Annotated in this window: 16 protein-coding genes; 13 read left to right on the top strand and 3 right to left on the bottom strand. The window is 38.4% G+C overall.

Annotated features, from left to right (window positions below; all coding sequences use genetic code 11):
• Positions 1–181: 181 nt before the first annotated feature.
• The 4 genes from DYI25_RS07955 to gloA2 all read left to right on the top strand — a co-directional run bounded on the left by DYI25_RS07955 (position 182) and on the right by gloA2 (position 2,613).
• Complete coding sequence (locus tag DYI25_RS07955) at positions 182–1,198, top strand: LysM peptidoglycan-binding domain-containing protein (protein ID WP_213367867.1); 1,017 nt, start codon at positions 182–184, stop codon at positions 1,196–1,198.
• Positions 1,199–1,451: 253 nt separating this feature from the next.
• On the top strand, positions 1,452–1,808 hold the full coding sequence (locus tag DYI25_RS07950; RefSeq protein ID WP_102263056.1) for an STAS domain-containing protein: 357 nt from the start codon (positions 1,452–1,454) through the stop codon (positions 1,806–1,808).
• A 4-nt stretch (positions 1,809–1,812) separates the two neighbouring features.
• Positions 1,813–2,214, top strand: coding sequence for an anti-sigma regulatory factor (locus DYI25_RS07945; RefSeq protein WP_213367863.1), 402 nt, complete (start codon positions 1,813–1,815; stop codon positions 2,212–2,214).
• Between the two features lie 12 nt (positions 2,215–2,226).
• On the top strand, positions 2,227–2,613 hold the full coding sequence (gene gloA2, locus DYI25_RS07940; protein WP_213367861.1) for an SMU1112c/YaeR family gloxylase I-like metalloprotein: 387 nt from the start codon (positions 2,227–2,229) through the stop codon (positions 2,611–2,613).
• Positions 2,614–2,679: 66 nt separating this feature from the next.
• On the opposite strand, the gene DYI25_RS07935 is transcribed toward gloA2, so the two are convergent.
• The gene (locus tag DYI25_RS07935; protein ID WP_249745283.1) at positions 2,680–2,817 is read right to left on the bottom strand and encodes a BA3454 family stress response protein; all 138 of its coding nucleotides are present in this window, start codon (positions 2,815–2,817) and stop codon (positions 2,680–2,682) included.
• Positions 2,818–3,109: 292 nt separating this feature from the next.
• Between DYI25_RS07935 and DYI25_RS07930 the strand changes: the two genes are divergently transcribed.
• From DYI25_RS07930 to DYI25_RS07915, 4 genes are all read left to right on the top strand, one after another.
• The gene (locus DYI25_RS07930) at positions 3,110–3,259 is read left to right on the top strand and encodes a hypothetical protein (RefSeq protein WP_213367859.1); all 150 of its coding nucleotides are present in this window, start codon (positions 3,110–3,112) and stop codon (positions 3,257–3,259) included.
• Between the two features lie 143 nt (positions 3,260–3,402).
• Positions 3,403–4,011, top strand: a complete 609-nt coding sequence (locus DYI25_RS07925) for a hypothetical protein (protein WP_213367857.1) — start codon at positions 3,403–3,405, stop codon at positions 4,009–4,011.
• 704 nt (positions 4,012–4,715) lie between these two features.
• On the top strand, positions 4,716–4,853 hold the full coding sequence (locus DYI25_RS07920; RefSeq protein ID WP_023614008.1) for a hypothetical protein: 138 nt from the start codon (positions 4,716–4,718) through the stop codon (positions 4,851–4,853).
• A 130-nt stretch (positions 4,854–4,983) separates the two neighbouring features.
• Complete coding sequence (locus DYI25_RS07915; protein ID WP_213367856.1) at positions 4,984–5,448, top strand: STAS domain-containing protein; 465 nt, start codon at positions 4,984–4,986, stop codon at positions 5,446–5,448.
• A 43-nt stretch (positions 5,449–5,491) separates the two neighbouring features.
• On the opposite strand, the gene DYI25_RS07910 is transcribed toward DYI25_RS07915, so the two are convergent.
• The gene (locus tag DYI25_RS07910) at positions 5,492–5,917 is read right to left on the bottom strand and encodes a CBS domain-containing protein (protein WP_213367854.1); all 426 of its coding nucleotides are present in this window, start codon (positions 5,915–5,917) and stop codon (positions 5,492–5,494) included.
• Positions 5,918–6,050: 133 nt separating this feature from the next.
• Here DYI25_RS07910 and ltaE point away from each other — a divergent pair, with 133 nt between their 5' ends.
• Complete coding sequence (gene ltaE / locus DYI25_RS07905) at positions 6,051–7,076, top strand: low-specificity L-threonine aldolase (protein WP_213367853.1); 1,026 nt, start codon at positions 6,051–6,053, stop codon at positions 7,074–7,076.
• A 37-nt stretch (positions 7,077–7,113) separates the two neighbouring features.
• Here ltaE and DYI25_RS07900 read toward each other — a convergent pair whose 3' ends face one another.
• Positions 7,114–7,899 (bottom strand): GNAT family N-acetyltransferase, encoded by a 786-nt coding sequence (locus tag DYI25_RS07900; RefSeq protein ID WP_213367852.1) that lies wholly within the window; start codon positions 7,897–7,899, stop codon positions 7,114–7,116.
• Between the two features lie 786 nt (positions 7,900–8,685).
• Between DYI25_RS07900 and DYI25_RS07895 the strand changes: the two genes are divergently transcribed.
• From DYI25_RS07895 to DYI25_RS07885, 4 genes are all read left to right on the top strand, one after another.
• Positions 8,686–9,966 (top strand): S8 family peptidase, encoded by a 1,281-nt coding sequence (locus DYI25_RS07895; RefSeq protein WP_213367851.1) that lies wholly within the window; start codon positions 8,686–8,688, stop codon positions 9,964–9,966.
• Between the two features lie 179 nt (positions 9,967–10,145).
• A complete protein-coding gene (locus DYI25_RS07890) occupies positions 10,146–11,366 on the top strand; it encodes a helix-turn-helix domain-containing protein (protein ID WP_213367850.1) in 1,221 nt (406 codons plus the stop codon).
• A gap of 275 nt (positions 11,367–11,641) precedes the next feature.
• Positions 11,642–11,770 (top strand): hypothetical protein, encoded by a 129-nt coding sequence (locus DYI25_RS22585; RefSeq protein ID WP_274609494.1) that lies wholly within the window; start codon positions 11,642–11,644, stop codon positions 11,768–11,770.
• 115 nt (positions 11,771–11,885) lie between these two features.
• Positions 11,886–14,171: an ATP-dependent DNA helicase gene (locus DYI25_RS07885; RefSeq protein WP_213367849.1), complete on the top strand. Its 2,286-nt coding sequence runs from the start codon at positions 11,886–11,888 to the stop codon at positions 14,169–14,171.
• The last annotated feature ends 57 nt before the right edge of the window (positions 14,172–14,228 follow it).

Raw genomic sequence — 14,228 nt, 5'->3', positions numbered from 1 at the left:
TAAAAAAGGAAAAAAGAGCCTGCAATCCCTGTAAATATAGCTTTTAGCGATCAACTGGCATGTAAACGGTATTTTTTCCAGAGGAAAACAATTCCTCACAAACCAATATTTATAGATTCAAAACTAGTTTGGGAAACTCTACTATTAATCTTGTAATCGAAATCAAAGGAGTTGCTCTAACATGAAAAAACAGCTTTTGACGGTGGCTGCAACAGCCGGGATTTTATTTACATCATTCAATGGATCAGCAAGTGCTCATGATAAATTACACTCAGTTCAATCTGGAGATTCTTTATGGAAACTTTCAAATATATATAATGTTGCTATAAACGATATTCAAAAGTGGAATAATCTATCAAGCACAACCATCTATGTAAATCAGAAACTATCAGTTCTTGCACCTCACAGTCACACGACAGCTGCGAATGCAAGCGTCAGCACATCTTCTGCTACTTATGTTGTGAAGTCAGGCGATACTTTATGGGGAATTTCAAAATCATATGGGATGTCCATTAGCGGACTTAAATCATTGAACGGACTTAAATCTGATGTTATCTATCCAGGACAAAGATTAAAAGTATCTGGGACTGTTGCTACAACTGCAACAACAGCAACATCCAGCTCACCCAGCACCTACACAGTCCGTAGCGGTGACAATTTGTCAACGATTGCTGCTCGCCATAATTTATCGCTATCACAATTGAAATCTATTAATAATCTTTCGTCGGATCTTATTTTCCCTGGTCAGGTATTAACGCTATCCAGTTCAGCTTCTACAGTCGTAGCCACTAATGTTTCAACAGCAAGCACACCAGTGATGGCAACGTATAGTTCTACTTCAAAGGTAAACTCATTGATCGCTGAATCCAAGAAGTATATTGGTGTACCATATGTTTGGGCTGGAAGCACACCAGCAGGCTTTGATTGCTCAGGATATTTAAACTATGTTTATAGCAAAGTTGGAATTTCAATCCCGAGAACGGTCGCGTCGATTTGGGATGCTACAAAACCTGTTTCATCACCACGTGTAGGGGATCTAGTGTTCTTTGAAACGTATAAGCCAGGTCCATCCCATGCAGGCATTTATCTAGGTAGCGGCAAGTTTATTCATGCTGGTTCTTCTAGAGGAGTAGAAATCAGTGATATGAATAACTCATATTGGAAGCCACGTTACCTAGGAGCAAAAACAACATTTTAATCTTATTTTTAAACCTATACCCAGCTATTTAAGATCTAAAACCTCCTTATAGGAGGTTTTTTATTTTATGTAACTATTGAGCTTAACATATGTAAAGCGCAGCTTTTAATTTGTAAACCACTTTATATATAGCGTATAATCCAATTAAAATCTTATTTGCTAACGTGCAAGTTTTTGAATGTAGCCCATTATGAATAAAAATTATTTGTACATAGTGAATTCTGGTGAGTTTAATGATTTGGAGGCATGTAAAGTGAGAATTCCTATATTAAAATTAAAGGATTATTTATTAGTTTCAATTCAAGTAGAACTTGATGACCAGACGGTACTGACTTTTCAAGAGGACTTGTTGAATAAAATTAAAGATACTGGAGCAAAAGGTGTTGTAATCGATTTGACTTCTGTCGATATGATTGATTCGTTCATTGCGAAAGTATTGGGCGACGTGATAGTAATGACAAGCCTAATGGGCACGAAAGCCGTACTTACAGGTATCCAGCCTGCAGTCGCCATTACTTTAATAGAGCTTGGCATAACATTGGAAAATGTCCATACTGCACTGGATCTTGAACAAGGAATTTCGATATTAAGCCAATTGTTAGAGGGTTAGCCAAATGACAGAACCGATTATTATTAATATTAATAATGAATTTGATATAGTGCTTGCCCGTCAGAAAGGGAGAGAAATTTCGAAAGAACTCCAATTTGGTGGCGTTGACCAGGCAAGGATAACGACAGCAATTTCTGAGCTCGCAAGAAACATTTATTTATATGCCGGAAGCGGCCAGGTTACTATTGACGTCTTAGAAGATAACGGAAGAAGAGGGATTCAAATTTCTGCTGCTGACAATGGTCCAGGCATAAAAGATATAAGGATGGTCTTGCAGGATGGTTTTTCTACTTCAGGCGGTCTTGGTGCAGGACTTCCAGGAGTTAAAAGATTAATGGATAGTTTTGATATTGACTCAATGCCGGGAACTGGTACAAAGATTACGATTACCAAATGGGCAAGATAAAAGGGGATTTGCATGGAGTTAGCCAAATTACATCACGTCGCCATTATCTGTACAGATTATAAAAAGTCAAAAGAGTTTTATACAAAAGTTCTCGGCTTGAAGGTGATCTCAGAGGTATATAGAGAAGAACGACGCTCATATAAATTGGACTTAGCTGTTGGAAGCCATTGTCAAATTGAACTTTTTTCTTTCCCAGACGTTCCCTCACGCCCTAGTTACCCTGAGGCAGCTGGTCTCAGGCATCTCGCTTTCACTGTAAAAAATATTTCCTCTTATGCAAATTATCTTGAAACACAAGGAGTGGAAGTGGAGCAAATCAGAATCGACCCACTGACTCACAAGCAATTTACATTCTTCTCCGATCCCGATGGCTTGCCAATTGAATTGTATGAAGAGTAACTAAGATACAACAAGTAAAATAAAAAAGGATGTTCAGCGACAATAGCTGAACATCCTTTTCACTATTTAAAAGAGCCATTGCTCCTGAACTTGCTTTCGTGCCATCTTCAAGATTTCTTCCTCAGAAGTTTCACGGTCAGCAATGACATTGGTTAAATAATTTTTTCCCTTTAAGTCTACTGTTACTGTAATTTCTCTCATCATACATTTTCCTTTCTTCTTGTTTTACATGTTGTTGTTAAAACTCCCATGTTAATCTAATTACCATCTTACCGGTAAATGTAAACATCATGGACTGCTAGAATCTTATTTAGTTTTGCAGGTAAGGGTCTTGAGTGGTTAAAGGATAAGTCAATCAAGTGGGGATAAAGCTCGCTTTAATGGATGGTGCTGCAGGAAAAGGTACCTCAAACATCAAACTCCTCAAGGCTAGGGGTTTTGCCATATTTCTTATAGGGAATAGCATGAATACTAATGCTAAGGAGGGAAACGCATCATGGGAAATTCGAAAAAAAACTCACAAAGTCTTGTTGAATACGAACGAGAGAAATTAGGCGAAGATAAAAAGGTAGATGAATTCAAGGATCAAGGGAGAGTTCCCGACCAGCAAAATAGATTGGAAGATCAGGAAAACTTAAGAAAATAAGGACAAAACAAGCTGGAGGTCATTCCGGCTTGTTTTTTTTACATATCTTAGGAAGAAAGTTTCCAATTCAAGCAGGGGATTTTTTACTTTTAGTTGAATATATATTATGGAAATATAGAGAATTAGAAAAGGGGAACAATATTTTGAGTGCACATAATGCTGACCGTGCCGGGAGCTTGCTGATAACAATCGCTGTTATCCTGCTCTTCGCATCCGTACCAATAGGGATTTTTATCGTAACTTTCATTCACCATTCATTTTACCTTGACCGCTCGCACTGGTTTTTTGACAGCCCGATGTCATCCTATATTACAATGGTTGCGGTGTTTTTAATTATACCTGTGTTATTGATCATCATAGCTATTTATCTTTTCAAAACTGATGAATCCAGAAAGAGAAGTTTCAATGTTTTTATTGCCTCGACTTTCACATTGCTAATCATGGCTGCAGGCGGCTACTTAAGCATTGATAATTATTATTATATGGACAAGAATGGCTTGTATTATGATGAGCTCTGGAAATTAGAACAAACGGAATACTCATGGGATGAAATTACTGAGATGAAACAAATTAACAAAAAAGAGGGCGGTACACTAACGCCTGATAAAGTGATTTTCACTTATGAAGATAAAAAAATCGAATTGTCTTTAACTCCAAAACTTCGGAATGAAATAGACCCTGTAATCGATTATATCGAAAATGCAAAAGGGGTCGAACTGGTTATGGAAAATATAACAGTAGATGAAGAATAGACGAAAACCCTTCCATCAGTTGATGAAAGGGTTTTTTATGTGATGTCATTCTAAATGGACGAATAATAATTATTAGCAATTAACGTTTGGTCTTTTGATAATAATAATGGAAGCCGTAGGCGAAAATAGCATATGAATAAATAATACTGAAAAAATATAGTGGTTTTAGTCGCTCTAACTGATAAATGTTTATTTTCTTGAAAAGGTTAGTAACAGGAAATGCTAAGAGGTAATCAATCACCAGATTTATTCCTAAGTACTGCCAAAGGCTCCCGTAGGCTAGACGGAACACCCAGAGGTTTGTCACAAAAAAAGGACCTAGAGTGAAACTAAGGTCATTGAAAATTCGGGTTCCGGTACCTCCGGATACTTTCCATAGTTTATATGGGTGGGATAACACCAATAATATGGATACTAAACCTGTAACAAAGATCGTGACAGGAAGAAAACGTTTGAATGCACGTTTGGGATACAACAATAATGTGGACCATGATATTAGCATCATACACAGCCTGAATATATTACGTAACATGGTTGCTCCTTTCTCAGATACAAACAAAACTATTGAACTGCACTGTGAATAGTTTCTCCACAATTACAAAATATAATAATACAGTCTGGAAAAATTATGGTTGTTTTAAGGAAATAATTATGATAAATTTAACCACACACATGACTTTTGTCCTGTTAAGGAGAATTTTGCCATGATCAATGAAGAGGAAAAATTAATCTTTCTAAAAGAACTTGGACGTTTGATTGATGATTACAAAAGATGTTGTGATGATGAATATCAAGAGCAAATTTATGAAGATATTATGCATTTAATTAATGTTATAAATTAACAGAAAGTAATTAACTTTTATCTCCTGCTTCTGTACTGGAAGCAGGTTTTTGCTATACAAAAAATTCCTGTAAAGGTATTATAATAAAAGCAGCGTTAAATTTCTGAATCATCAGGGGGTTTTGTAAGGTTTGGAAACAAATAGGCTCAAGGAGCTAGAGGGAAAAATTCAAGAGTATGAGACAATTATTTCTGAAATGTCCGCGCCAATCATACCTTCTATTGTTCCTCAGACAATACTGGTACCGATTACAGGATTAATTCGTGCAGAGAGATTCGATAAAATTCGCGAAAAATTGCTTAATTTCATCCATAATAAAGATATAGAAACGGCAATCATTGATTTAACTGATATTAGTGGAGAAAGAATTGAGAACATCTGTCTTGAAGAAATAGGCAGAGAGCTGCATGAACTGGCTTCTTCTATCTCATTGATGGGTGTGAGAACGTTATTTGTTGGGATGAATCCTGGACTAGTCAAGCGGATGGTTCTTGATGGTATAAAAATAGAAGCGCAATCTTTTTCAACCTTTCAATCAGCTTTAAAACATTTGATGAAGGAAAAGGGCATCGAGTTCAGAAAAATTTCAGAGTAAAACAACCCGCCAGAACTTTTCTGGCGGGTTGTTTTACAATGATTTATTTTTCAGGTTCAGAAGGAACTGAGATATCCTCTAAAGCTTGTCCTGCTTCATCATCCAGCTTTTCAGTTACGGCAAGGTCTCCCAATGATACAATTCCAATCATCTTTCCGTCTTCAACAATTGGAAGCCTGCGAATTTGTACGTCTGCCATCAAGTTTGCAGCTTCCTCAGCAGTCATATGGACAGTGCCTCTCACTGGATCGGTGGTCATTACCTCCGATATGGGGGATTCCATTGAAGTGTTATCAGCAACCGCCTTCAGAATAATATCCCTGTCCGTAGCAAGTCCTGTTAGTTGGGCATCCTCACAAATTGGCATGACTCCAACATCGAGATCCCTCATTTTTGCTGCTACCTCGTGAATAGGTGTATCAGGACTGCAATATTCTACGTCTCTAGTCATTACTTTATCAATTTCCATACTGTATTCCTCCTTTTTAAGTGTATATAAAAGAAATACCCGAGTGCTTTCAAAGAGAAACTGTTAGTTTTTTGCAGGTGGTGTTGGTAAAATAACAATAAATATGATTATACATAGAAATGAGGGGGAAGAAATGATTGATTTAAGAAGCGATACTGTCACAAAGCCTACCGAGGAAATGCGAAAAGCAATGTACACAGCCGATGTGGGTGATGATGTTTATAGAGAGGATCCAACAGTCAGGGAGTTGGAAGAAACAGCAGCCGAAATACTAGGCAAAGAAGAGGCCTTGTTTGTTACGAGCGGGACACAGGGAAATCAAATTGCTGTTCTCACACATTGCCGACCAGGACAGGAATTGCTTTTGGAGGAAGAATCTCATATTTTTTATTATGAATCAGGTGCTGTAGCTGCCCTTGCCGGAGTCCAGACCAGGACCATTCCAGGGCACAGGGGAGCAATGGATCCACAGGATGTTTTAAATGCAATTCGTACTGATGATATCCATTATCCGGAAACAGGGCTGATTTGTTTGGAAAATACTCATAACCGCGCAGGGGGAGCAGTCATTCCGGTTGAAAATATGAAAGCGATCTATAGTATTGCACAAAAGAATAATGTACCTGTTCATCTCGATGGGGCCAGATTGTTCAATGCGGCAGCAGCTGCAGGTGTCGATGTGAAGGAATTCGCTAAAAACACAGATACAGTTCAAATATGTCTTTCTAAGGGACTCGGAGCTCCGGTAGGCTCAATCATAGCTGGTGATGCTGAATTTATCACGACAGCCCGAAAATGGAGGAAGCGCCTTGGTGGAGGAATGAGGCAGGCAGGTGTCATTGCTGCACCTGGTTTAATCGGTCTGACCAAGATGAAGGATAGACTTGGAGAAGACCAATGGAATGCAAGGATTCTGGCTGAAGCAATCGAATCGGTGCCAGGAATGAAGCTTGCCCGACAGCCAGAAACAAATATTGTCGTCGCAGATGTAGCAGGCTTGAACATCACTTCTGATGTTTTTGTAGAGAGGTTGCGCTCTGAAGGAGTCATTTCCGGTACGTTCGGCCCAACTTTTGTAAGATTTGTAACCCATTATGATGTAAATGAAGATCAAATTCAGGAGGCAATCGAAGCAATTGCCAAGGTAGCCAGACAATAAAAATCAAGCTGGATGGCTACCATCCAGCTTGATTTTTTTACCTGTACATGGTCCACTTCCCAATATCTACGAATCCCAGCCGCTTATATATCCGGCCTGCTTCCGGATTGTCATAAAATAGGCATAACAACTTTCCTTCATCCATAACATCTTTGAAGAGTTTTTGCATCACAGTGGTCGCAAGCCCTTTTCGTCGATAGTCTTTATGTGTACATACCCCAACGATCATCGCTGACATTGAGTTTTCTGCAGCCGTGGATGCAGAGGCAACCATTTGTCCTTCCTGCTCAAGGTAATAGGTTCTGCCGGTACCTGTTTTTAAAGATTGCAATATGATTTCTCGCGCATTTGGATTTGGATAGAATTCTTCGATTCCAGATCTTAATTCGATGATTCGGTCCACATCTTCAGGATTTGCTGTCTTAATTTCATAATCTGTATGTACGAAGTACTCATCAGTATTACACTCAGCGAAATATGTCACTTGTTTTTTACCAAGTTCAAGCCCGGGTATATTCTCGAATTTTTCAACCAAATCACTTTTTCCAGATAAAAAAACCTTTTCTTCGTATGACTTAATAATTTCCGCAAACTCTTTAACGGGAACCTTGCCGGTTTTAGCATAGGGAATGAAAGAGTTATGGAACCGAAGCAAAACCGCTGTTAAATCATGATCTTCTCTATAGAACCCCCACAACTCCTGGAAATCTGAATCGTAGCCAAACGCCTCAATATCACCAATAATGAACAAATTCAAGGCAGCTTCATCTTTTAAAAAATCCATGACCCTTTCGTTGTCATTTTCTCCAAGTTTTCTAATCATGCCATTTTCTCCCTTTCATAGCTTTTAAGTATATTATTTTAAAAGCATAAAAAATACAAGACTTTTTTACATAAGGGAACTACTATTTCTGCTGTGAAAGGAGTTAATTTGGATGGATATTGAGAAAAAAGCGATGTTTCTTTGTTTAAAAATGATCAGTGTTAAGTTGGTCTGAAATGGCTACCCAGCTGTTTAGAAAATATGGTTGGGAAACAAATGAAGGAATCACAGTTAAGGGGACTTCAGCCATGTATTATTAGGATTTAGCCGAATAACGCCTTATATCTTAATAATTCGAAAACTGTCCCAAATGTATCGTACTTAAATAATCTGAGTAACGCGTTTAACAAGTCAATTTAAAATGAACACTTCGATAAATGATTGGAGTGTTCATTCTAAATTGCTGCCGATAAAAGAGGTATATTGGAACAGTGTCTAATGTCTCTTTTTTCAAAAATGTATTATGTAAGTAAGTGGTTTCCCAATATATTCGCATGGTGATTTACCAGTTTTTATTTAGACAACATGGATTTCACTCCATTATTAAGAATTGTATATAAGGAAGAAAACAGTTTTACAGAATAAAAGTTCCGGAAGGGACAGGTTTTTAAATTGGTAATGCAAATGGTAAAACGATTCCAAATCAGTGCCAATCCTTGTTTTTATATATCATTTTTCCCAATCAAAAAGGCTCATTTATCTGTTGATATTGGCTGAAAATTTAAAATATACTTAATTCTGCAGCCGGTAAGCTGTAAAATTTTAATAGGTGAGAGGAGCAAAAGAATGAAGAAAAAGAGAATACTCGGGTCCGCGGTACTTAGTATTGCAATGGGTTTTTCGATGTTTGCGACAGGGGCTTTTGGAGCGGGAGTGCAAGAAAGCCAGGATACTTATCGAGTTTTAATTAAGGGGCCGAGTGCAGAAAAAGCAAAAGTGAAAGAGCAATATGGCGAGAGATGGAACTTTGGCAAGCAAGGATTTACAGCAGAAGTAAACAGCAAGCAATATCAGGCATTGTTAAAGAACAAAAATATCGAAGTCTCTCAGGTTGGAATTCATTCAATTGATGCCCGTGTTGAAGGGAATGGCAATGGAAAAGGGAAGGGCGATTACACTGCCCAGGCATCTTATCCATCTGACCAGACTCCTTGGGGAATTCAAGCGATCTATAATGATAATTACATCCAATCCACAAGCGGCGGTAATGGAATCAAGGTAGCTGTCCTCGATACAGGAATCAACCGAAACCATATTGATTTGACTGACAATGTTGAACAATGTAAGGACTTTACTCAATATTATTCTTCGATGGTGAATGGTTCTTGTACGGATCGCCAGGGACATGGTACTCACGTTGCCGGAACTGCGGTTGCTAACGGTGGATACGATGGAGCAGGAGTGTATGGAGTAGCGCCGGAAGCAGAACTTTGGGGCTACAAGGTATTAGGGGATAATGGTTCTGGTTATTCAGATGATATCGCAGGTGCAATCCGCCATGCAGCAGATGAAGGCGTTCGTACAGGAACCAAAGTTGTCATCTCGATGTCTCTAGGTTCAAGCGGTAAGGATTCAATGATTGCAAGTGCTGTCGATTATGCATACAGCAAAGGGGCACTAGTTGTCGCTGCTGCAGGTAACAGTGGCCCAAGTGCCAACACGATTGGATATCCTGGCGGTTTAACAAATGCAATCGCTGTTGCTTCACTGGATAATACCTTCGTAAATGGAACACATAAAGTATCTGACTTTTCTTCTCGTGGAAACCCATATACTGACGGTGACTACTATATCCAGGAAAAGGATGTTGAAGTTTCAGCACCAGGTGGCGGTATCTATTCAACAGCTGTAGATGGAAACTATGCAACTATGAGCGGCACATCAATGGCAACACCACACATTTCCGGCCTTGCAGCTAAACTATGGTCAGCGAATAAGTCTTGGAGCAACTCACAGCTTCGTTCTGAAATCCAAAGACGAGCGAAGCTATATGACATCAAAGGTGGAACAGGAGCGGCTACTGGCGATGACTACGCGTCTGGTTTCGGTTTCCCGCGTGTAAAATAATACAAACAGACATCTGTGCCAGCCATCCGGGTTGATTGATCCGGGTGGCTTTATTTCATTTTTTATTGTAATATATGAAGAAATAATTTATAAAATATAGAATTTTTAAAAAATAGTTCTTTTGAACTGTTTAAAATGTTAGAAAAGATGGTAGATTAAAATAAAACGGAGGGTGACGTATGCAGTTTGGACCACTCATTAAATTTTATAGGATTCAACAAGGTCTGACACAAAAGGAACTGGCAAATGGCATATGTTCAGTTCCCCATTTAAGCAAGATCGAAAGCAATTCAAAGGAAGCCAATGAAGAAACTATGGGACTATTGCTTGAAAGACTTGGCGTTAACCTTGCATCCATTACTGAAAATGAAGATCAGATTAAACTGCTAGTGGCTGAGTTGAATGAGAAAATCGATTATTATTTAAATGATGAAGCCGATGATGTGATGGAAAGGTTGAAAGAGTTTGAGGGGATTATTCCATTCTCAACTAATCTACATACATATGAGCTTGCTAAATATAGGTATTTGATTTTTAAAGGTAAGATATTTGAAGCAAGTAAGCAATTTGAACTGTTGAATAAGCAAAAGAATATTTTTTCCCAACCTCAAATGGCTTTATTTTCCTATCTGCGTGCTGTATGGTTATTAAAGAAGGGGAATTGTAAAAAAGCGGATGAGATTTTAGATGCAATAGGGAAAGCATCCAAAATCGAAATTTCTAGCGGGGAATTACTATATCATCGCGCATTGGCTAAAAGTTCACTTGAAGAAACTGGGTATGCTATATACTATGGCAAGCTAGCCATGGAGGAATTTATGGAGGACCATAACTTCAAACGGATATTGCACGTAATGATCTTATTAGGGATCAACTATACACACTCTAAAATTTATGAAGAAGCTCAAGATTGTTTTAAACATTTAATCCGGAATGCAGAATTATTAAAAGAAACCAAACTGCTACCTGATATTTATCATAATATGGGTTACTTGCAGAAGAAATTGAATAATTATCAGGATGCCATCCTATTCTTTGAAAAAAGTAAAGCAATGCAAACTCAGATTAATCTACATTATTTAATCACCTCGTACTCGATAGGTGAAATTAACTTGGAACTTGGCAATATTGATAAGGCAAGAGAGGCTTTTGAAGAAGTCCAGGAAGTCTCCAAGAAGTTGGATAACCGCAAGTATAAGATACTATCAAATTATTACCTTATGAACCTTGAGTCTCCTGAAAAATCACTTGCATATTCTGAATCAAAAGTAATCCCGTATTTGGAAGAAAGTGATGGGAAAAGTGAGGAATTAATTGGATTTTACAAAATGCTATCGAATCACTATCAAAAAATAGGCCGATTCGATCAAGCAGTAAAATATATTCAAAAAATTAATTAATGGAGGAATGTAACGTGAAAAAGAAGTTAATTGCTTTACTTTCAACAAGTGCATTGGCTTTAGGAGTATTAGTAGCAGGTATGCCGCCAATCCAACCTCCAGTATAAAAAAATGAAGCAAAAAGGCCATGCTAAGGCCTTTTTGTTTTTTTACCCGAAAAAGTTGGGAAAATTTTCATCACGTTAAATTACCCCCAGAGCCCTCATATAATAAACGAACTATTTTCACGAAGCCAGACATACACTGTCCAGCTGAAATAAATGAGGAGGTTCGGTATGGGAACATTTAGCATGGATATTGACGAGCTGTTGGAAGAGACAACAGATATTGCTGAAAATGATTTGAGTTATACACTGAACCCAATTGAAATTGATCGTTTGCTTGATAATACACGCCACTGGTAAAAATATTAATCCATTCCAGGATTCACTGGGATGGATTTTTTATTTCGTTGATTGTTATAGAACGTATGTACTATAATTGAATATAAGAATTTATTATTTTGGGCCAGGTGAGTGGATGAAGAATGTAATTAAGATACCAGTGAGAACTTTGGCTGAGTATGTACATAAAAGTGGGAGTATCGTCTCTGGGTTCAGCTCAGCTTCATCTTTTACCGAAGGCTCTCGAATCCATCGGGAAGTCCAGAAGACATACAACGAACACGATCAAAGTGAAGTTTTTTTGAAGACTGAAATAGAGTATGAAGGTCTTTATTTTATGATTGAAGGACGTTGTGATGGGCTTCTTGTAAGTGATGGACGCACTACCATAGACGAAATTAAGTCAACCTCTTTAAATCTTGACATGATCAATGAGGACAGTAATCCTGCACACTGGGCGCAGGCTGAATGCTATGGCTATATGTACATGCAGGACCATGAACTTGATTGTATCGATATCCAGCTTACTTATGTGGAGAAGGCTTCCGGTGAAATGAAAAGATTCAGCAGAACTCGGACATATGAAGAGCTTAAGGAAGCCATATTGAACATGGTTTCTGTATTTGCTCCTTATGCAAAATTGCGTGTAGTGCATGAAATGAAAAGGAACCAGAGTATAAAAGAGTTGGTATTCCCTTTTGCCCAATACCGTAAAGGGCAACGGCAGCTTGCTGGTTCAGTATATAAAACAATTCAGGAAAATAAGACTATTTTCGCGAGTGCACCAACTGGTATTGGGAAGACCATTTCTACAATTTTTCCGTCTGTGAAAGCAATTGGCGAAAACCATCTGCAAAAGCTTTTTTACTTGACTGCCAAGACAACGACCAGACAAACAGCGGAGGAAGCTTTCAGTCAACTGTTTGCAAATGGCCTTCATATGAATGTAGTGACCATAACGGCAAAGGACAAAGTTTGTTTTACAGAACAAGGGATTTGCAACAAGGACCATTGTGAGTTTGCGGACGGCTATTATGACAGAATAAACGAAGCAGTACTCGATATTTTGCATAATGAAAACTCTTTAGACAGGCTTTGTATAGAAAAATACGCTCTCAAACACAGAATTTGCCCATTTGAATTCTCACTGGACCTTGCTTATGCGGCTGACACAGTCATTTGTGACTATAATTATATTTTTGACCCAAAAGTTTCTTTAAAGCGTTTATTTGACGATCGTAAAAAGGAAACGGTCCTTCTCGTTGACGAAGCCCACAACCTGGTTGACAGAGGCAGGGATATGTTTTCATCCACTTTGGAAAAGGCATCATTCTTGCAGCTTAAAAGAGAGTTTAAAGGAAGAAACGAGGATATTCATGGAATTTGCAGGCAGCTAAATGACTTCTTTATTAAACTGAGGAAGCAAGCTGAACCGTCTAAAACGATTGAGTTCAAGGAACCACTTGAGGAATTCAATCAGTTAGTCTTGGAATTTATTAACCATGCTGAAAAAGAACTGCTAAGAGAGAGTCCAGGGGATTCTGAGTTGTTGCTTGAATCCTATTTCGCGGCGCAGAATTGGCAAAGAATCAGCAAGCTATTTGATGAACGGTTTATTTTATATGCAGAGGTTCAAAGGAATGAGGTCAAATTAAAACAATTTTGCCTTGATCCCTCTTATTTACTCAAACAAGCTAGTAAAAATTTTAAATCTCGTGTCTACTTTTCCGCTACTTTGAGTCCAATTGGGTATTACCTAGATATGTTAGGCGGAGACGAAGAAGATTATGTAGTACGTATTCCTTCTCCATTTTCAAGTGAACAGTCTCATGTACTGATTCAGTCTTTATCGACAAGATTTAAAGACCGGGAAAAGTCTATTAAGCCAATAGTTAAAACACTATCTGAAACGATTCATAACAAGCCTGGCAACTATTTAATCTTCTTTCCCTCCTATCTTTATCTTAATTCGGTGTTGGAAGAATGGAATCTTGGCAATCACGGCATACCTACAATTGTACAGGGTACAGGAATGGCAGATGCCGAACGTGAAGCGTTTCTTGAATCCTTCAAACCAGACCGATCCGGTTCCCTTGTGGGTTTCGCTGTACTGGGAGGAATTTTCTCAGAAGGGGTGGATTTAAAGGGTGACCGACTGAATGGAGTGTTAGTAGTGGGTGTTGGTCTGCCTCAGATAGGCTTTGAGCGGGATTTGATCAAGCAGCATTTCTCCTCTACAGGGAAAAATGGATATGATTACGCCTATGTTTATCCAGGCATGAATAAAGTGCTGCAGGCGGGCGGCAGACTTATACGGTCAGAAAAAGATACAGGCACGATTTTGTTGATAGATGATCGGTACTTACAGCAAAAATATCAGTCGCTGCTGCCCGATGTATGGAGAAGCTATGCCATTATCTAGAGACATCCTGATTGTACAGTCAGGAACTTCTAATGATAATGGAATGTTAGGCGTATC

The organism is Mesobacillus boroniphilus, from assembly GCF_018424685.1.
GTDB lineage: Bacteria > Bacillota > Bacilli > Bacillales > Cytobacillaceae > Mesobacillus > Mesobacillus boroniphilus_A.
Note: the sequence above shows the minus strand (reverse complement) of the source record. Positions and strands in the feature narration are given on the sequence as shown.